12 protein-coding genes are annotated in these 18,099 nt (G+C 69.0%); 6 read left to right on the top strand and 6 right to left on the bottom strand.

The features are described 5' to 3' along the window. Positions 1-10: 10 nt before the first annotated feature. From ACODTB_RS00060 to ettA, 3 genes are all read right to left on the bottom strand, one after another. Complete coding sequence (locus ACODTB_RS00060) at positions 11-2,113, bottom strand: DUF1631 family protein (RefSeq protein ID WP_291121666.1); 2,103 nt, start codon at positions 2,111-2,113, stop codon at positions 11-13. Between the two features lie 109 nt (positions 2,114-2,222). Further along, the gene (locus ACODTB_RS00055; RefSeq protein ID WP_291121667.1) at positions 2,223-2,762 is read right to left on the bottom strand and encodes a DUF1415 domain-containing protein; all 540 of its coding nucleotides are present in this window, start codon (positions 2,760-2,762) and stop codon (positions 2,223-2,225) included. After that, positions 2,762-4,423 carry an energy-dependent translational throttle protein EttA gene (ettA, locus tag ACODTB_RS00050; RefSeq protein ID WP_291121668.1) on the bottom strand — a complete coding sequence of 554 codons (1,662 nt, stop codon included), beginning with the start codon at positions 4,421-4,423 and terminating at the stop codon, positions 2,762-2,764. The genes ACODTB_RS00055 and ettA overlap by 1 nt, the downstream gene beginning before the upstream one ends. 307 nt (positions 4,424-4,730) lie before the next feature. Between ettA and ACODTB_RS00045 the strand changes: the two genes are divergently transcribed. Then, positions 4,731-6,512, top strand: coding sequence for a DEAD/DEAH box helicase (locus tag ACODTB_RS00045; protein ID WP_488929080.1), 1,782 nt, complete (start codon positions 4,731-4,733; stop codon positions 6,510-6,512). 110 nt (positions 6,513-6,622) lie between these two features. Then, the gene (locus ACODTB_RS00040) at positions 6,623-7,624 is read left to right on the top strand and encodes an endonuclease/exonuclease/phosphatase family protein (RefSeq protein WP_488929079.1); all 1,002 of its coding nucleotides are present in this window, start codon (positions 6,623-6,625) and stop codon (positions 7,622-7,624) included. Here ACODTB_RS00040 and cphA read toward each other — a convergent pair. Next, a complete protein-coding gene (cphA, locus tag ACODTB_RS00035) occupies positions 7,613-10,201 on the bottom strand; it encodes a cyanophycin synthetase (protein ID WP_291111450.1) in 2,589 nt (862 codons plus the stop codon). The two genes, ACODTB_RS00040 and cphA, sit on opposite strands and share 12 nt — an antisense overlap. 37 nt (positions 10,202-10,238) lie before the next feature. Next, on the bottom strand, positions 10,239-12,467 hold the full coding sequence (locus ACODTB_RS00030; RefSeq protein ID WP_488929025.1) for a cyanophycin synthetase: 2,229 nt from the start codon (positions 12,465-12,467) through the stop codon (positions 10,239-10,241). A gap of 167 nt (positions 12,468-12,634) precedes the next feature. Between ACODTB_RS00030 and ACODTB_RS00025 the strand changes: the two genes are divergently transcribed. Together ACODTB_RS00025 and ACODTB_RS00020 are read left to right on the top strand one after the other, a co-directional pair. Next, positions 12,635-14,917: a cyanophycin metabolism-associated ABC transporter gene (locus tag ACODTB_RS00025; protein WP_291111453.1), complete on the top strand. Its 2,283-nt coding sequence runs from the start codon at positions 12,635-12,637 to the stop codon at positions 14,915-14,917. After that, complete coding sequence (locus ACODTB_RS00020; RefSeq protein WP_291111454.1) at positions 14,914-15,390, top strand: cyanophycin metabolism-associated DUF1854 family protein; 477 nt, start codon at positions 14,914-14,916, stop codon at positions 15,388-15,390. Before ACODTB_RS00025 ends, ACODTB_RS00020 begins: the two co-directional genes overlap by 4 nt. A gap of 117 nt (positions 15,391-15,507) precedes the next feature. On the opposite strand, the gene ACODTB_RS00015 is transcribed toward ACODTB_RS00020, so the two are convergent. Next, positions 15,508-15,891, bottom strand: coding sequence for a cupin domain-containing protein (locus ACODTB_RS00015; protein ID WP_291111456.1), 384 nt, complete (start codon positions 15,889-15,891; stop codon positions 15,508-15,510). Between the two features lie 69 nt (positions 15,892-15,960). Between ACODTB_RS00015 and ACODTB_RS00010 the strand changes: the two genes are divergently transcribed. Continuing rightward, on the top strand, positions 15,961-16,623 hold the full coding sequence (locus ACODTB_RS00010; protein ID WP_488929024.1) for a response regulator: 663 nt from the start codon (positions 15,961-15,963) through the stop codon (positions 16,621-16,623). Then, entirely contained in the window at positions 16,620-17,993 is a 1,374-nt protein-coding gene (locus tag ACODTB_RS00005; protein WP_291111460.1) for a sensor histidine kinase, read from the top strand. The genes ACODTB_RS00010 and ACODTB_RS00005 overlap by 4 nt, the downstream gene beginning before the upstream one ends. Positions 17,994-18,099 lie beyond the last annotated feature (106 nt).

The raw sequence follows: 18,099 nt of genomic DNA, 5'->3' as shown, positions 1-18,099 counted from the left end.
GGCAGCGACCCTACTTGTCTGCCTTGGCGCTGTTGAGCCAGGCCTGGCGCGCCACCTCATCGAGGGCCTCGTCCACCACGCCATGGTCGGCCACCACGCGCAGGCGATCCTGTTCCAGCAGGCGTTCGAGCCCGCGCTTGGTCATGGACAGCGAACGGCCGTTCGCGCCGGTGAACAGGAACAGCGTGCCGTGCGGGCTGGCCCAGGTGATCTGCCAGCGCATGGCCTGACCGTCCTGGAGCACATCCACCCAGGTGCCCACGGGCAGGTCCGAGGTGCGCTGCACCGCCATCTCGGCCTTGACTTCGGCCCAGTCGCGCTGCCGCTGCATGGGCCGGGTTTCGAGAAACGCCGGCTGGGTGGAGGTCAGTTGCGAGTCGAGCAGCACGTCGTCCATCAGGCAGGAGTCGCGCGCCTCGGTGCGCTGCATCCAGGGCTCGTCGTCCATCTCCGGCTGGATGCTGGGCTGTTCTTCCTCGGGCGGCGGCTCCTGGCTGCTGCGCTGGGTCTTGTAGGCCGCCTCGTGCAGACCCATGAGCGCCTGGAAAAAGGCCTCGGTCTGCTCGCGCGGGTAGTCGATGGAGTCCAGGCCTTCGCGCAGCGTGCGCAGCACGCCGGGGATGACCTTGACCAGGCGCGGCCGGTTCAGGCTGGCCAGCGCCAGCTGGCTGGACCACAGCAGGTCGGGCAGGATGTCGCTGTAGCGCCGCGCGGGCGAGTCGACCGGCGACACGGGTGAAGACTCGGACATCTCCAGCCGCGCCTGCGCCACCACCTGCGACCAGGGACCGGTGAGGAAGCGCCGCACCACACCCGGTGCTTTTTCGAAGTCGTTGCGCGCGCGGATCTCGGCCGCCACGCGTTCGGCCAGCAGGTTGCGCTGCTCCACGCGCACCAGCGTCTGCACCGCCAGGCCACGCGCCTGCACCTGCGCGGGCGCCACGGCCTCCGCTTGCGAACGGTGCAGGTCCGCCAGCAGGCTGGGGAAGCGTTCGGCAAGGTCCTCGCCCGGCTTGAGCAGGGTGCGCACGATGCCGCGCACCTGGTTGGAAAACGGGTTGTAGCCCGGATCCATCTCGCTGGTGAAGGCCAGGCTGCGCTCGGTGATGGCGTCGAGCAGGCGGCGCGCGGGGTTCTGCTTGTCGGCGAAGAAGCGCGGCTCGCTGCGCGCCAGCTGCAGCAACGCGGGCTTCATGTCCTGCACCAGGTTGCGCACCGGCGCGAGCAGGCGCTCGTCGGCCGCGATGCGCTTGAGCATGAGGGTGACGACCTCGCTGGCCAGCGTGCGGCCCATGACGTTGTCCGACACCGCCGTCTTGCTGTTGGACTTCTCGTTGAGGTCGAGGTTGCCGACCAGCAACTGGTGGAGATGGTCGAGCGTGAGCAGGTTGTCGTTGACCAGCACTTCCTGCACCGAAACCGCCTCGTCCCGCGGGCTGGCCGCCGCGACCGACCGGCGAGGCGCCGCGGCCTGCGTCACCACGTACCCGGCCGGCTTCACGCCCGAGCGATCGAGCTGCTTGCTCAAATGGGCGTACAGGTGGCGCAGCTCGTCACCGAGCGACATCGCGCCGACCTGCAGCCAGCGCGTGCGCACCGCGGCTTCCACGTGCAGGCCCTTGAGCGCCGTCATCAGCGCGGCCACGACCACCTCGACCCGCAGGGGATTGGCCTCGGGGTTCACCACCGTGAGACCCTGGGCGCCACTCATGCGCGAGGTCAGCGTGACCAGCTCTTCGTCCACCGCCATCTTCACGACCTGCTGCACGCGGGCGAGCTCCACGGTTTCCTGGACCTGGTCGTCGCCCATGAGTTCGAGCTCGTCGAAACTCACGGTGGGCGAGCGCCGCGAACCGGTGCCGGTGTGCGGCAGGGCGTTCTCCATCGACTCGGCGAACGCGGCGAGAAAACGGGTGGCGATCAGGTCGCGGTGCGACTCCAGCGTGGTGCGCGCCTGCAGCATGCCCTGCTTCTCGCTGAGCTGGCCGGCCGTGAGCTCCCGGTCCTTGAGGGTGCTGTGCAGCTTGCCCAGCCAGCGCGGCACCCATTCGCGGGTCTGCGCCAGGGCTTCGCGGAGGCAGGCGTCAAAGGCCTGGGTGTTGCTGGCGTCCATGCAGCCGGTGTCCTTCGTGAGCGGGGAAGAAAACGGAAAGGGTTATGCCCATTATCGGCAGGAGGGTGCCACCACCATAGCGCAAAAGTAGGCCGAAAAGGCCTGGTGTTCACCGTTCAGCCATCAACGCGCGCCAGCCATCGGCGCCCAGGTCGCGCAGGGTCTGCAGGTTGCGCTCGACGATGGCGTCGGCGTCACCACCGGCGGTCTCGATCGCGCGCTCGACGCTGTCCTCGCGCAGCAGGTGCAGCGTGGGAAACGGCGCGCGGTTGGTGGCGTTGGTCACGTCGTCCGGCGCCGTGCCCTCGAATTGAAACAAGGGGTGAAACGGCGCCACCTGGATCACCCCTTCGAGCTCGTGCTCGGCCACCACGTCGTCCACCACGTTGAGGAAGTCGTTGAAGACCTCGAAATCGGGGAACAGCGTGGCATGCACCAGCAGGGTGGTGTCGATCTCTTCGGCCGGCGTGTTCACCAGCAGGTCGAGCTCGCGGTCGAGGTCGTCCAGGAAGGCGTCCAGGTGCCGCGCGGTGCTCACCACGATGCGCACCTGGTTCTTCACGTACACCGCGCGCGCGAACGGACACAGGTTCAGGCCGATGACGGCCTTCTCGATCCAGTGGCGCGTGGCGGCTTCGACGTCCGACATCACTTCAAGGCTTTGAAGCGCATGCGCTTGGGCTTGGCACCCTCTTCACCCAGGCGCTTCTTCTTGTCGGCTTCGTACTCCTGGTAGTTGCCGTTGAAGAACACCCATTGGCTGTCGCCCTCGGCGGCCAGGATGTGGGTGGCGATGCGGTCGAGGAACCAGCGATCGTGGCTGATGACCAGCGCGCAACCGGCGAACTCGAGCAGCGCGTCTTCGAGCGCGCGCAGGGTTTCCACGTCCAGGTCGTTCGAGGGTTCGTCCAGCAGCAGCACGTTGCCGCCCTCGGCCAGCGTCTTGGCCAGGTGCAGGCGCCCGCGTTCACCGCCCGAGAGGCTGCCCACGCGCTTTTGCTGGTCGCCGCCGGAGAAGTTGAAACGGCCGCAGTACGCGCGGCTGGGCATCTGGAACTTGCCCACGGTGATCATGTCCAGCCCGCCCGAGATGTCTTCCCACACGGTCTTGTCGCCATCCAGGCCTTCACGGCTCTGGTCGACGAAGGCCATCTTCACGGTCTGGCCGATCTTCACTTCACCGGAGTCCGGCTGTTCCTTGCCGCTGATCAGCTTGAACAGCGTGGACTTGCCCGCGCCGTTGGGGCCGATGATGCCAACGATGGCGCCCGCGGGGATCTGGAAGCTCAGGTTGTCGATCAGCAGGCGGTCGCCGAAGGACTTGCTGACGTTCTTGAACTCGAACACCTCGTTGCCCAGGCGCTCGGCCACGGGAATGAAGATCTCGTTGGTTTCGTTGCGCTTCTGGTACTCGACGTCGCTCAGCTCTTCGAAACGGGCCAGGCGCGCCTTGCTCTTGGCCTGGCGGCCCTTGGGGTTCTGGCGCACCCATTCCAGCTCCTTCTTCATGGCCTTGGTGCGGGCGTCTTCGGTGCGCTGCTCCTGCTCCAGGCGGGCTTCCTTCTGCTCCAGCCAGGTCGAGTAGTTGCCCTTGTAGGGAATGCCGTGGCCGCGGTCGAGCTCGAGAATCCACTCGGCCGCGTTGTCCAGGAAGTAGCGATCGTGGGTGATGGCCACCACGGTGCCGGGGAAACGCTGCAGGAACTGTTCGAGCCAGTCCACCGATTCGGCGTCCAAGTGGTTGGTCGGCTCGTCGAGCAACAGCATGTCGGGCTTGGACAGCAGCAGGCAGCACAGCGCCACGCGGCGCTTCTCACCGCCGGAGAGCACGCCGATCTTGGCGTCCCAGGGCGGCAGGCGCAGCGCGTCGGCCGCGATTTCGAGCTGGTGTTCTCCGTCGGTGCCCGAGGTCGCGATGATGGCTTCGAGCTGCGCCTGCTCGGCGGCCAGGGCGTCGAAGTCCGCGTCTTCCTCGGCATAAGCCGCGTAGACCTCGTCCAGGCGCTTCTGCGCGGCGCGCACGCCGCTCATGCTGGCCTCCACCGCCTCGCGCACGTTCTGCTCGGGGTCGAGCTGGGGTTCCTGGGGCAGGTAGCCGATGCGGATGCCCGGCATCGGGATCGCTTCGCCCTCGATCTCCTTGTCGATGCCGGCCATGATCTTGAGCAGCGTGGACTTGCCCGAGCCGTTGGTGCCCAGCACGCCGATCTTGGCGCCCGGGAAGAACGAGAGCGAGATGTCCTTGAGGATCTGTCGCTTGGGCGGCACGATCTTGCCGACCCGGTTCATGGAAAAAACGTATTGAGCCATGGGAATGTTCTGCCTGAAGAATCTGCAGCCAGGACGGCCGCGCAACCCATGATTATCCCCTCAGAGACCCGTGGACCGCTTTTGAACGGCGGTTGGCGGCGGCAAAGCCCCGATCGTGCGACAATAGACCCTGTCGGGCACTTCAGTTGGCCCGGCGCCGGCACTTCGCCGGGGTGTGCGCAACCCGCTTGCGGCCACCGACTTCCTGAATCCATCTGCCCCAGACTGACCGGGCGCCGCAGCCAACCAGGCCGCGACATCCGGAGTGGCCGATGCCCCCAGCGCCCTGGACGGGCGCCTCATCTACATGACCTTTGACGATCTGAACCTGGCCCCGGCCATCGTGCAAGCCGTGCGCGAGCACGGTTACGAAACCCCCACCCCCATCCAGGTGGAAGCCATCCCCGCCGTGCTGGCCGGCCGCGACCTGCTCGGTGGCGCCCAGACGGGCACCGGCAAGACCGCCGCCTTCACCCTCCCGCTGCTGCAACGCCTCTCCGGCAGCGAGCGCGCCAAGAGCCGCTTCGGCGGCGTGGGCATCCGTGCCCTGGTGCTCACCCCCACCCGCGAACTCGCCGCCCAGGTCGAAGAGTCGGTGCGCGTGTACGGCAAACACCTTTCACTGACCTCCACCGTCGTCTTCGGCGGCGTCGGCATGAATCCGCAGATCAACGCCATGAAGCGCGGCGTCGACATCCTGGTGGCCACCCCTGGTCGCCTGCTCGACCTGCAGCAGCAAGGCTTCCTCGACCTCTCCACCGTGCAGATGCTGGTGCTGGACGAAGCCGACCGCATGCTCGACATGGGCTTCATCCACGACGTGAAGAAGATCCTCGCGCTGGTGCCCAAGGAAAAGCAGAGCCTGCTGTTCTCGGCCACCTTCAGCGACGAGATCCGCGACCTCGCCAGCGCCCTGCTCAAGGACCCGCTGCACATCCAGGTGACGCCTCGCAACACCACGGTGCAGCGCATCACGCAGGTGATCCACCCTGTGGGCCGCGGCAAGAAGAAGGCCCTGCTGGTGCACATCATCAACCAGCACAACTGGAGCCAGGTGCTGGTGTTCACGCGCACCAAGTTCGGCGCCAACAACGTCGCCGAGTACCTCACCAAGAACGGCATCCACGCGATGGCGCTGCACGGCAACAAGAGCCAGGGCGCCCGCACCCAGGCGCTGGCCGGTTTCAAGAGCGGTGAGATCCGCGCCCTGGTCGCCACCGACATTGCCGCGCGCGGCATCGACATCGACGAGCTGCCGCACGTCGTGAACTACGAGATTCCCAACGTCAGCGAAGACTACGTGCACCGCATCGGCCGCACCGGCCGCGCAGGCAACAGCGGCGAAGCCGTGAACCTCGTGAGCCTTGACGAAGAAGGCTTCATGATGGAGATCGAGCGCTTCACCAAGCAGCAGATCCCGGTGCAGATCTTCCCCGAGTTCATGCCCGAGCCAGGCGAGAAGGCCGAGCCCATCGCCATGGGCCGCCAGACCATCTGGGGTGGCGCGGGCAAGCCGCCCAGCCGCGAGGTGATGGCGGCTGCCGCCAAGGCCGCGCGCACCGAGATGCTGCAGCGCGTGCGCGAGAAGAAGGCCAGCGAGCCGCAGGGCCGTGGCAACGGCGGTGGCGGCCAGCGCCAGCGCCCCGCAGGTGATGGCAGCCAGGCCGACGGCCCGCGCGGCGAAGGCCGTCGCGGCAACGGTGGCGGCGGTCAACGCGCCAACGGCAATGGTGGCGGTGGCAATGGCCAGCGCCAGGGCCAGCGCCACGGTGGTGGCCAGCAAGGCCAGCGCCCGCCGCGCGAAGACCGCGGCTTCCGTGAAGACCGCGGCCCGCGCGAGGACCGCGAACCCGGTGCCGAGCGCCAGCCCGGTCCCAACGCCCACCTGGGCAGCCTGCGCATCAAGGAACCCCGCCCACGCGCGGCCAACCCCGGCGGCCAGCCCGATCCGCTGCGCACCAGCATCGACGCGATGCGCACCGGCAACCGCGGTGGCGGCAGAGGCAAGGGCGGTGGCGGCGGTGGTCAGCGCGGCAACGCGGGTGGCCCGGCCGATCCGCTGCGCACCAGCTACGGCCGCATCCGCTGAAGCGGCGGCTTTCCCACTACAGTGCGGTCATGTCCCTTGACCGCACCACCCCCCTCGGCGCCCCGTCTGCCCCCGCCGGCAACGGGGCGTCGGCACGTTATGCCACCCTCATGATGGCCACCTGCAACGTGCTCAACCTGGCACAGCCAGGCCGCCACTTCTACGAGGGACAGGACCCTTACACCCACACCGAGTTCGAGCGCAAGGTGGGTTGGCTGGGCGATCGGTTCCGGGCCCTCAATGCCGACGTGCTGGCGGTGCAGGAAGTCTGGGACGAGGCCGCCCTGCGCACGGCGGTGGCGCGCAGCGGGTTGCAATACGGTTTCGTCGCTGTGCCCGGTGCCGAAAACGGTCCCGGCCAGATCGGCGCGCAAGGCACGCCCCGGGTGGGCATCGTGACGCGCCTGAAGGTCGATTCGGTGCAGTCGCTCGACGACTTTCCCGAAGCGGCCCGCGTGCAGGTGCCTGGCCTGGGCCTGCATACCCGCTTCGAACGCCCACCGTTGATCGCGATGCTGCGCCTCAAGCACGGCCAGCCGGTCTGTGTGATCACCGCGCATCTCAAGAGCAAGCGGCCCAAGTTCCTGGAAGATGTCAACGGGGTGGGCATCGAAGACACGGCCGATCCGGCGGTGCAGGCCTTGGCCTCGCTGCGTTCGCTGGTCATGCGCGCCAGCGAAGCCCTGGCGCTGCGCCTGAAGGTGGTCGAGCTGCTGCACCGCACCCAGCTGCCGCTCGTGCTGATGGGCGACCTGAACGACGGTCCGCACAGCGTGACGACGCAGTTGATCGCGGCCACCTCGCAGGTGGCCTACGACAAGGGCGCTCTTGACCACGCACTGTTCAGCGCCTGGGACGTGCAAGGCGAAGCGGCGATGCGCCGCGACGTGGCGTACTCGCACATCCACCAGGGCTACCCCGAGGTGCTGGACCAGTTGCTGGTGAGCGAGCAGTTCGTCGCGACCAGCCGCCGATCGATCGGCGACGTGCGGCGCGTGGAGGTGTTCAACGACCACCTGTTCGAGGGCCGCGACCGCAGCCGCAGCGACCATGGCTTCGTGCGGGCGCTGCTGCGGCTGCGCCTGCCCGACCTGCCCCTGTCAGCGGGCTGAGGCGCCCGCTTCGCGGATGCGCCGCGCGAGGTGCGCGAGCGCCTCTTCCACCTGGTCCACCAGCACAAGGCAGAGGTCGCCGGGTTGCAGCCGCTCCAGCGCGGCGTCGATGGCGACGAACTCGCCCCGGATCTCGAGCACCTCTTTCGTGCGGCTCGCCCCGGCGAGTCCCTCGCGCAGCAGCGTGAGCACCTCGCCGTCTTCGCGGCCCCGCTGGCAGGCATCCTGGAACAGCAGCACGTCGTCGAAGGCCTTGCCCAGGATCGCGGTCTGCTCGCGGATGTCTTCGTCGCGGCGGTCGCCCGCGCCGCTGATCACCACGCTGCGCCGGCGCGCGGGCATGGCGTTGACCGCCTCGACCAGGGCGCGCATCGCGTCCGGGTTGTGGCCGTAGTCGGCGATCACGGTGGCGCCGCGGTAGTCCATCACGTTGAAGCGGCCCGGCGCGTTGTCGGCGTCGTTGGAGAAGCTGGCCAGGCCGCGCGCGATAGTGTCCCAATCGAGGCCGGCGCACCAGGCCGCGCCGATGGCCGCCATGACGTTGTCCTTCTGGAAGCCGATGGTGCCGCCGCGCGTGATGGGCACACCCTGCAGCGGGATCTGCACGCGCCAGCTGCCTTCGGTCACGATGATGCGATCGCCTTCGACGCAGATGGTTCGTTTGCCCTGCACACGGTGCGCGGCCAGCAAGGGGTGGTCGTGGTCCTGCGCGAAGAAGACCACGCCGCCGGTGCACTTGGCGGCCATGGCCGCGACGATGGGATCGGCCGCGTTGAGCACCGCGTAACCCGTGGGCGCGACGTTCATCACGATCACGCGCTTGAGCACCGCGAGGTCTTCGACGGTGGTGATGTAGTTCAGGCCGAGGTGATCGCCGGTGCCCACGTTGGTCACCACCGCGACCTGGCACTGGTCGAAGCCGAGGCCCTCGCGCAGCATGCCCCCGCGGGCCGTTTCGAGCACGGCGGCGTCCACGTCGGGGTGCAGCAGCACGTTGCGCGCGCTCTTGGGGCCCGAGCAGTCGCCGCTGTCGATCTGGCGGCCATCGACGTACACGCCGTCGGTGTTGGTCATGCCCACGCGCATGCCGCTGGTGGCCATGAGGTGCGCGATCAGCCGCGTGGTGGTGGTCTTGCCGTTGGTGCCGGTGACGGCGACCACGGGGATGCGCCCGTCGTCGCCGGGTTCGAACATGTTGGCGATCACGGCCTCGCCCACCGGGCGGCCCTTGCCGTACGAGGGCGAGAGGTGCATGCGCAGGCCGGGCGCGGCGTTGACCTCGACCACGCCACCATGCTGCTTCTCCAGCGGCACGTGCACGTTCTCGCAGACCACGTCCACGCCGCAGATGTCCAGGCCCACCGTCTGCGCGGCGGCCACGGCGCGGGCGGCCACCTCCGGGTGCAGGTCGTCGGTGACGTCTGTCGCGGTGCCACCGGTGCTCAGGTTGGCGTTGTTGCGCAGCACGACGCGGCGGCCCATTTCGGGAACCGACTCGGGCTTGAGGCCCTGCACGTCCAGGCGCGCCAGGGCGATGTCGTCGAAGCGGATCTTCGTCAGCGAGGTGGCGTGGCCGTCGCCGCGCCGGGGGTCGGCGTTGACCAGGTCCACCAGCTCGCGCACGGTGTGCTCGCCATCGCCGATCACGTGCGGTGGCTCGCGCCGCGAGGCGGCCACCACCTTGTCGCCCACCACGAGCAGGCGGAAGTCGCTGCCCGGCAGGTATTTCTCGACCATCACGTCGCCGATCTCGGCGGCCGCGCGGAACGCGATGTCCATGTGCTCGCGCGAGACGATGTTGACCGTCACGCCCTTGCCCTGGTTGCCGTCCTGCGGCTTGACGACCACGGGCAGGCCAATCTCCATGGCGGCCGCCCAGGCGTCGTCGGCGTCGCTGACGGGCCGCCCTTCAGGCACCGGCACACCGGCGGCGCCGAGCAGGGCCTTGGTCAGGTCCTTGTCCTGGGCGATCGACTCCGAGACCGCGCTGGTGCTGTCCACCTCGGCAGCCCAGATGCGGCGCTGGCGCGAGCCCCAGCCCAGTTGCACCAGGCTGCCGGTGGTGAGGCGGCGGTAGGGAATGTTGCGCGCCACGGCGGCGTCCACGATGCAGCCAGTGCTGGGACCCAGGCGCACGTCTTCGTCGAGCGCGCGCAGGCGGGCGATCGCCGCCTCCACGTCGTAGCTTCCGGCATCGCCCGCGCTGGCGGCGGCGAGCAGTTCGCGCGCGATGTCGAAGGCCAGCCGGCCCACCACCTCTTCGCTGTACTGCGCCACCACCTGGAACACGCCGGGCTCCAGCGTGGCCGAGGTGCGGCTGAAGGAGACCGGACACCCCGCCTGGGTCTGCAGGGCCAGCGCGGTGGCTTCCAGCACATGGGCCAGGGTCAGATGCTCTTGCGGATTGCTGGGCTCCAGAGGTCCCACGGAGGGGAAGAGCTCGCGCAGCCGCCGTTCGAAATCCGGCAGGGCTTGCAGGTCCATCTCGTGCGGTTCGCACGAGACGATGGCCTCGATGCAGGTGTGGCGGCTCCAGAGATTGGGGCCACGCAGGGTCCGGATGCGAGAAACGTCCATGACGGAAGCTGGGAGTGAATGAAGAGAGGACCGGCGCTCAGCGCGCCGCGTCCAGGGTAACCGGTTCTGGCCGTTCGGGTGCAGGAGCGACATCGAGACCCGCCGTCTCGATGCCGGCCGCCATCAGTTCGGGCGAGACCGCGAGCGCCCAGGCGGCGGCGGCCACGGCCATCAAGGCGTGTGCGCCCAGCGCCTGCAGCAGCCCTTGCACCACGGGTGCGTCCAGCCGCACGCGGTGGGCCTTGCGCACGCCTTCGGCCAGCACCAGCTGGCCTTCGAACACCGACACGGTGCGAGAGCCCGCCTCGCGGTGTTTCTGCAGCGCGGGCGAGGCGGCATCCATGCCGTAAAGAATCACATCCCCATCGCACAGCTCGACCATCTCCAGCACCCGGGCGTCGTCGGCGTTGAGCACGGCCACGCCGTCGGGCAGCACCACGTCGACCTGGGTGCGCATCACGCGGTAGAGCTGGTCGGTGCTGCGCACGTCGTGCCGTTCCAGGCCCTGGAAGTCGTCAAGATCGGTCACGACCCCCACGGTGCAGCGGTCGTAAGCCAGGCCGTCGTCCAGGATGACGGCCGGGCCGTTCTCCAGCACCACGGCGTCGATCTCGCGGTTCATCAGCAGGCGCTGGCCGGCCTCCCAATGGGCGCTGGGCCAGGCATCGACCTTGCGGTTGCCCAGGAACAGGCCGTCCTGGCAGGCCAGGCCAACCTGGTGGCCGCTCAGGTGCAGCAGCCAGCCTACCAGGCGGGCGATGGCGTTGCCATGGCGCGAGCTGGCCACGCCCACGATGGGCACGCGGCCGTTGCCGCCTTCGTCGAACAGGTGGTCCACGATGGCGCGGCCCACCGGACGCGACAGGCCGGTGGCGGGCTTGAGGTGCATCAGCAGCCCGGGCCCGGCGTTCACCTCCACCACCGCGCCGCCTTGCGCCTGCAGCGGGCGGCCGATGTCCTGGGCAACCAGGTCCACACCGGCCACGTCCAGCCCCACCACACGGGCGGCCAGCGTCACGGCGTGCGCCACCTCGGGGTGCACTTCGTCGGTGCAGTCGATCGCCACGTTGCCATTGCGCTGCACCATCACGCGCCGGCCCGCGGCAGGCACGGCCTCGCCTGACAGGCCCTGACGCTCCAGCAGCAGGCGCATGACGGGTTCGCGGTCCAGGCGGATGGTCTCGAGCGGGAACTCCTCGGCCTCGCCCCGGCGCGGGTCGCTGTTGAGCTGGCTGTCAATGAGCTGTTCCACGGTGGAGCGGCCATCGCCCACCACCGACAGGCTTTCGCCGCGCGCCGCCGCGACCACGCGGCCGCCCACGACCAGCAGGCGGTGCTCGTCGCCCAGCACGTAGCGCTCGACCATGACCTCGCTGCCCTCGGCGTCGGCCACCGCGAAGGCTTTTTCGATGTCTTCGCGCTCCGACAGGTCCAGGCTCACCCCACGGCCATGGTTGGCATCGGAAGGTTTGACCACCACCGGCAGGCCGATCTCCTGCGCGGCTTCCCAGGCGGCTTGCGGGCTGTCGACCACCTGGCCTTCGGGCACGGGCACGCCGCAGGAGGCCAGCAGGCTCTTGGTCAGGTCCTTGTCGTGCGCGATGTTGCCCGCGATGGCGCTGGTGCGGTCGGTCTCGGCCGTCCAGATGCGGCGCTGGTGCCGGCCCTGGCCGAGCTGGACCAGGTTGCCGTCGTTCAGTCGCAGGTGGGGGATACCCCGGTCCGTAGCCGCGGCGACGATGGACGCGGTGCTCGGGCCGAGGTAGCTGCGGTCGATCTGGTTGACCAGGCGCGCCACGGCGGCTGGCACGTCGAAGCCGGCCGCGCCGTCCTCGCGCTGGCGGATGGCGGCGAGCAGCAGGGCATGCGCTTCGGTGAGCGCGGCCCGGGCCACGGCCTCGTCGCGGGCGCGAAACACCATGCGGTAGACACCGCGCCGGCTGGTCTCGCGCGTCTGGCCGAAACCGGTGGGCATGCCCGCCAGATTCAGCAGCTCGATGACGATGTGTTCCAGGATGTGGCCGGCCCAGGTGCCTTCGCGCAGCCGCTGGATGAAGCCACCGCGCTCGCCCACACCGCAGTGGTGTTCTTCGAGGGCGGGCAGCCATTCGATCAGGCGTTCGGTGAAGCCGGGCAGCTTGTTGGAAGGAAAGTCCTCCAGATCGCCCAGATCCAGCCAGACTTCGAGCACCGGTCGGTACGTCCAGATATTGGGGCCGCGCAGGTAGTTGATGCGCAGCAGCGTGATGTCGTGTTTCGAGCTCATGTCTCCGGCGGGACGCGTGATTCGGGCGACCGGGTGTAGTACCGGTCAGGGGTTCAGAAGAACTTCAATGCCATCAACGATCGCGGGCTCGACATCGGTGAAAATGCAAGGCTCCCCCGTGGGAGCATGCCATTTCTCGCGGTCGACGCCACGCTGTCATCTTCACCATGCTTTCACACTTTCCAGCTGAATCCTCAGCCCCAGGAGCCGACCCTGCACAGGACGCCTTGCGGCCCGCATCAACCCAGCTGGGGGGCGATGATAGCGCTGTCGTTGCGTTGGCGCTGGACTTGGACAGCGATTTACATTTCCGTACGCGCACCCTGTTGTTAACCCGTCAAAAGTTCACACTCGAAGGCCAGGAGTGGATACTGAACCCGGGTATGGAGTTGCGGCTGAGCGACCACGCTGGTGTCGGCACCCTGGAGCTGCTCGACGCCCACGGGCGCATCGCGGTGTGGCACTTCACCATGGGCGTGCAGGCCCGGGCCGCGCGCATGGTCGACCACTTCCATCGCCTGATGGCCCAGCTGGATCAGGCGCCCGAGCAGGTGATCGAGGAACCCGCCCGCACCTGCCCCGAGTGCCAGGCCACCCTGCCGGCCGACAGCGATGAATGCCCGGAATGCGCCCAGGAAGCGCCGCAGGCCCCGCCGTCCACCTGGGTGCTGCTGCGCCTGTGGCGCTTCGCCCGGCCCTACCGGTGGACGCTGCTCACCGGTTTCCTGCTCACGCTGGCCTCCACCGCCGCCACGCTGGTGCCGCCCTACCTGACCATCCCGCTGATGGACCGGGTGCTGATCCCGTTCCAGAACGGCCAGGAGATCGACACCGGCCTGGTGCTGGCCCTGCTCGGCGGCCTGCTGGGCTCGGCCCTGCTGGCCTGGGGCCTGGGCTGGGCGCGCACGTGGTTGCTGGCCCTGGTGTCCGAGCGCATCAGCTCGGACCTGCGCACCACCACCTTCGACCACCTGCTCGAGCTTTCGCTGGACTACTTCAGCAGCAAACGCACCGGCGACCTCATGGCGCGCATCGGCAGCGAAACCGACCGCATCAGCGTCTTCCTGTCCCTGCACGCGCTGGACTTTCTCACCGACGTGCTGATGATCACCATGACCGCGGTGATCCTGTTCTCGATCAACCCCTGGCTGGCGCTGGCCACGCTGGTGCCCCTGCCCTTCATCGGCTGGATGATCCACCTCGTGCGCGACCGCCTGCGCACCGGCTTCGAGAAGATCGACCGCGTCTGGGGCGAGGTGACCAACGTGCTGGCCGACACCATCCCCGGTATCCGTGTGGTCAAGGCCTTCGCCCAGGAAGCCCGCGAAGCGCGGCGCTTCAGACAGGCCAACGAGCACAACCTGGCCGTCAACGACCGCATCAACAGGACCTGGTCGCTGTTCACCCCCACCGTCACCCTGCTCACCGAGATCGGCCTGCTGGTGGTGTGGGCCTTCGGCATCTGGCTGGTCAGCCAGAGCGAGATCACGGTGGGCGTGCTCACCGCCTTCATCGCCTACATCGGGCGCTTCTACGGGCGGCTCGACTCGATGAGCCGCATCGTCTCGGTCACGCAGAAAGCCGCCTCGGGCGCCAAGCGCATCTTCGACATCCTGGACCACGTCTCCAACGTCCCCGAGCCCGCGCAGCCGGTGCCGCTGACCCAGGTGCAAGGCGGCCTGCAGATGGAGGGCGTGAGCTTCCGCTACGGCAGCCGCACCGTGATCCGCAACCTGAGCCTGGACATCCGCCCCGGCGAGATGATCGGCCTGGTCGGCCACAGCGGCTCGGGCAAGAGCACCCTGGTCAACCTGCTGTGCCGCTTCTACGACGTGAGCGAAGGCGCCATCCGCATCGATGGCACCGACATCCGCCGCGTCGGCGTGGCCGATTTCCGCCGCCACATCGGCCTGGTGCTGCAGGAGCCCTTCCTGTTCTTCGGCACCATCGCCGAGAACATCGCCTACGGCAAACCCGGCGCCACGCGCGCCGAGATCGTGGCCGCCGCGCGCGCCGCGCACGCGCACGAGTTCATCCTGCGGCTGCCGCAGGGCTACGACTCGCTGGTCGGCGAGCGCGGCCAGGGTCTCTCGGGTGGCGAGCGCCAGCGCATCAGCATCGCGCGCGCGCTGCTGATCGACCCGCGCATCCTGATCCTGGACGAGGCCACCTCCTCCGTGGACACCGAGACCGAGAAGGAAATCCAGAAGGCGCTGGACAACCTGGTGCAGGGCCGCACCACCATTGCCATCGCGCACCGGCTCTCCACCCTGCGCAAGGCCGACCGCCTGGTGGTGATGGACCGGGGCCAGGTGGTGGAGATTGGCCCGCACGACGAACTGATGGCGCAGCGCGGCGCCTACTGGCGCCTGTACGAAGCGCAGGCGCGCAAGGAGCAGGAGGCCGCCGCCCTGCTCGATGCCGACACGCCCGAGGACCACGACGCATGAACACCCCGAACCCCGCCTGGCAACTGCAGCGCAACCCCTTCGGCCGCCTCGTGCTCACGGACGAGGTCGGGGAGACCCACGTGGGCGTGGTGCCCGTGCGGGCCTTCCCCATCGGCGCGCCCGACGAAGGCCTGTCGCTGGTGGGCAGCGACGGCCACGAACTGGTCTGGGTGGACCGCCTCTCCGCCCTGCCCGCCGAACTGCGGCTGTTGCTGCAGGAAGAGCTGGCGCAACGCGAGTTCACGCCGGTGATCCAGCGCATCGAATCGGTGTCCACCTTCTCCACGCCCAGCACCTGGCAGGTGACCACCGACCGCGGCCCCACCAGCTTCGTGCTGCGCAGCGAGGACGACATCCGCCGCCTCGAAGGCCAGGCCCTGCTGATCCTGAGCGGCCAGGGTGTGTGCTTCGGCGTGCGCGACCGCTTCGCGCTGGACGCGCACTCGCGCCGGCTGCTTGACAGATTCCTGTAACCCCCCTGCGTCGCCTTCGGCGCCTCCCCCCTTGAAAGGGGGGCGACACCAGAGGCCCGGCAAAGCCGGTTCCTCGGTGTCCCTGGGTCAAGCCACCTCTGGCGTGCAGCAGCTCATTCAGCCCCGAACGAACAGGGTCACCAGCGGTTCGTCGCCCACCTGCCGGCTGCGGTGGCCGTGCACCGTGGGGTCGAAGCTGGCCCCGGGGGGCAGCGTGTCGGCCGAGTAGAAATGCTGGCCTGGCCCGAAGGCGCGCCAGCTGCCGTCCTGCAGGCCGATCTCCATGCAGCCCTGCAGCACGAACAGCCATTGCGCCTCGCCGGTGCAATGGAACTCGCTGCGAAAGCCCACCGGGCTCTGGCGCAACTGGCAGGCCGTCGCCGGCAGCAGGGCCGACAGGCGGGCCGCCGGCGAGCCCTCGGACAAGGGGATCTCGGCCTCGCGAAAACGCGCACGGCCATCGGTGTCGGTAAACAGAATCACCTGCGGGAATGTGCTCAAGGAAACCTCCAGAGTCGGGCGTTGCTTTGTACCAGAGGCGTTCGCTCTTTTCGCTCACACTACGCAACCATGAAAGTTCTACTCGCCGAAGACGACCTCATGCTGGGCCGCAGCATGGAGCGTGGGCTGCGCCTGGCCGGCTTTTCCCTGGACTGGACGCAGGACGGCCTGCAGACGCAGGCCGCGCTGCGCGAGCAGCCGTACGCGGTGCTGCTGCTCGACATCGGCCTGCCCGGGCTGGATGGCCTGCAGCTGCTGCAGTGGCTGCGCTCGGAAGACCGCCCTGTGCCGGTGCTGGTGGTCTCGGCGCGCGACGCCGTGAGCGACCGCGTGGCCGGCCTCAACCTGGGGGCAGACGACTACCTCACCAAGCCGTTCGACCTCGACGAGCTGGTGGCGCGCGTGCACGCGCTCGCGCGCCGGGGCAGCGGGCGCGCCCAGCCCGAGCTGCAGTTCGGCCGCCTCACCATGCGGCCGCTGCGCCGCGAGGCGCTGCTCGACAACCAGCCCGTCGCGCTGGCCGCGCGCGAATACGACCTGTTGCTCGCCCTGATGGAGAACCCGGGCACCGTGCTCTCGCGCGAGCAGTTGGAAAGCCGCCTCTACGGCTGGCAGGAAGAGGTGGCGAGCAACGCGGTGGAGGTGCACGTGCACCACCTGCGGCGCAAGCTGGGCGCGGCCTGGATCAAGAACGTGCGGGGCGTGGGCTACAAGCTGGTCGCAGCGACATGAATTCGATCCGCCAGCGCCTGCTGTTCTGGCAGATCACGGCGCTGATCGTCACCAGCGTGCTGGTCAGCGCCTTCACCTACCACCTGGCCTGGCAGGCCTTCAACCGGGTGCGCGATTTCGGCATGGAGCAGATCGCGCATTCGGTGGTGCGGCACGGCGTGCGCCCCCACAGCTGGGCCCTGGACCCACCCGAGCACGCCGCCCCGCGGCCCACGGCCCGCCCGGCCCCGCAGGACAACCCGCCGCCCTGGGTGACGGACGACCTGGGCCGCTTCATCAGCCAGATCTGGTCCACCGACGCAGAGCTGCTGTACGCCTCGGTCGAGGGCATCGGCCCGCCCCTGCAGGAGCCCGGTTTCCACAATGTCGAGTGGTCGGGCGAAGCCTGGCGGGTCTACACGCTGGTGGACGACGAGGAAATCGTGCAGATCGCCAAGACCGCCAGCGACCGCGCCAGCAGCTTCGCCCAGATGGCGCCCTGGCTGCTGGTGCCCGTGGCGGTGCTGGTGCTGCTGCTCGGCCTGCTGATCCGCGTGGCCGTCAACCGCGCGCTGGCGCCGCTGGAGGCGATGGGCCAGGACATCCGGCGGCGGGACGAAAAAGACCTGCAAGCGATCGCCACGGACGGCTTGCCCGAAGAGGTCGCGCCGCTGGGCCAGGCGCTCAACCAATTGCTGGAGCGGGTGTCGCGCCTGCTCACGCGCCAGCGCCAGATGCTGGCCGACGCCGCCCATGAATTGAACACCCCCCTGGCAGCCGTCAAGCTGCAGGCCCAGCTCACGCGCCGCGCGCCGCCAGGCGAGCGCGAGGCCGCGCTGGACGAACTCGACCAGGGCATCGCCCGCAGCACCCACCTGGTGGCGCAACTGCTGCAGATGGCGAGGCTGGAAGCGGATGGGCGCGAGCGCCGGCCCGTGCCGCTGCGGCTGGACCAACTGGCGGCGGACGTGGTGGCCGCGTTTTCGGCCCGCGCCGAGGCCCGTGGCATCGATCTCGGGCTGGACACGCGCGAGGCCGCCACCGTGCTGGCGGATCCGCACGACCTGCGCGTGCTGCTCGACAACCTGGTGGACAACGCCTTGCGCCACACGCCCCCGGGCAGCCGGGTGGACTTGCACGTCGAGCAGAGCGAGGGCCGCGTCCAGCTGAGCGTCAACGACAACGGCCCCGGCATTGCCGAGGCCGACCGCCAGCGGGTGCTGGAGCGATTCGTGCGCCTGAGTCCGCAGAACGAGGCCACCGGCAGCGGCCTGGGCCTGGCGATCGTGGCGCAGATCGCCCAACAAAACGGGGGGCTGCTGACCTTGGCCAGCAGCCCCCCGGGAGGTCTGAGCGTGCGCGTCGCTTTCAGCGCACTGCCGACAACTTAGCCGCCGTTGGCGCGGCGCGATTCGACCAGCTCGGCGCGCACGTCACCACGTGCCTTGCTGTCGGCCAGCACCGGCTGGGCGTATTGGCCGGAGAACAGCTCGTTGG

The organism is Hydrogenophaga sp. FG152, assembly GCF_057809615.1.
The sequence above is the reverse complement of the archived record's forward strand: the minus strand, read 5'-3'. Positions and strand labels throughout refer to the sequence as shown.

Coding starts and splice junctions, on each gene's coding strand:
- ACODTB_RS00060 (WP_291121666.1), bottom strand. CDS start 2,113: ATGGACGCCAGCAACACCCAGGCCTTTGACGCCTGCCTCCGCGAAGCC.
- ACODTB_RS00055 (WP_291121667.1), bottom strand. CDS start 2,762: ATGTCGGACGTCGAAGCCGCCACGCGCCACTGGATCGAGAAGGCCGTC.
- ettA (WP_291121668.1), bottom strand. CDS start 4,423: ATGGCTCAATACGTTTTTTCCATGAACCGGGTCGGCAAGATCGTGCCG.
- ACODTB_RS00045 (WP_488929080.1), top strand. CDS start 4,731: ATGACCTTTGACGATCTGAACCTGGCCCCGGCCATCGTGCAAGCCGTG.
- ACODTB_RS00040 (WP_488929079.1), top strand. CDS start 6,623: ATGATGGCCACCTGCAACGTGCTCAACCTGGCACAGCCAGGCCGCCAC.
- cphA (WP_291111450.1), bottom strand. CDS start 10,201: ATGGACGTTTCTCGCATCCGGACCCTGCGTGGCCCCAATCTCTGGAGC.
- ACODTB_RS00030 (WP_488929025.1), bottom strand. CDS start 12,467: ATGAGCTCGAAACACGACATCACGCTGCTGCGCATCAACTACCTGCGC.
- ACODTB_RS00025 (WP_291111453.1), top strand. CDS start 12,635: ATGCTTTCACACTTTCCAGCTGAATCCTCAGCCCCAGGAGCCGACCCT.
- ACODTB_RS00020 (WP_291111454.1), top strand. CDS start 14,914: ATGAACACCCCGAACCCCGCCTGGCAACTGCAGCGCAACCCCTTCGGC.
- ACODTB_RS00010 (WP_488929024.1), top strand. CDS start 15,961: ATGAAAGTTCTACTCGCCGAAGACGACCTCATGCTGGGCCGCAGCATG.
- ACODTB_RS00005 (WP_291111460.1), top strand. CDS start 16,620: ATGAATTCGATCCGCCAGCGCCTGCTGTTCTGGCAGATCACGGCGCTG.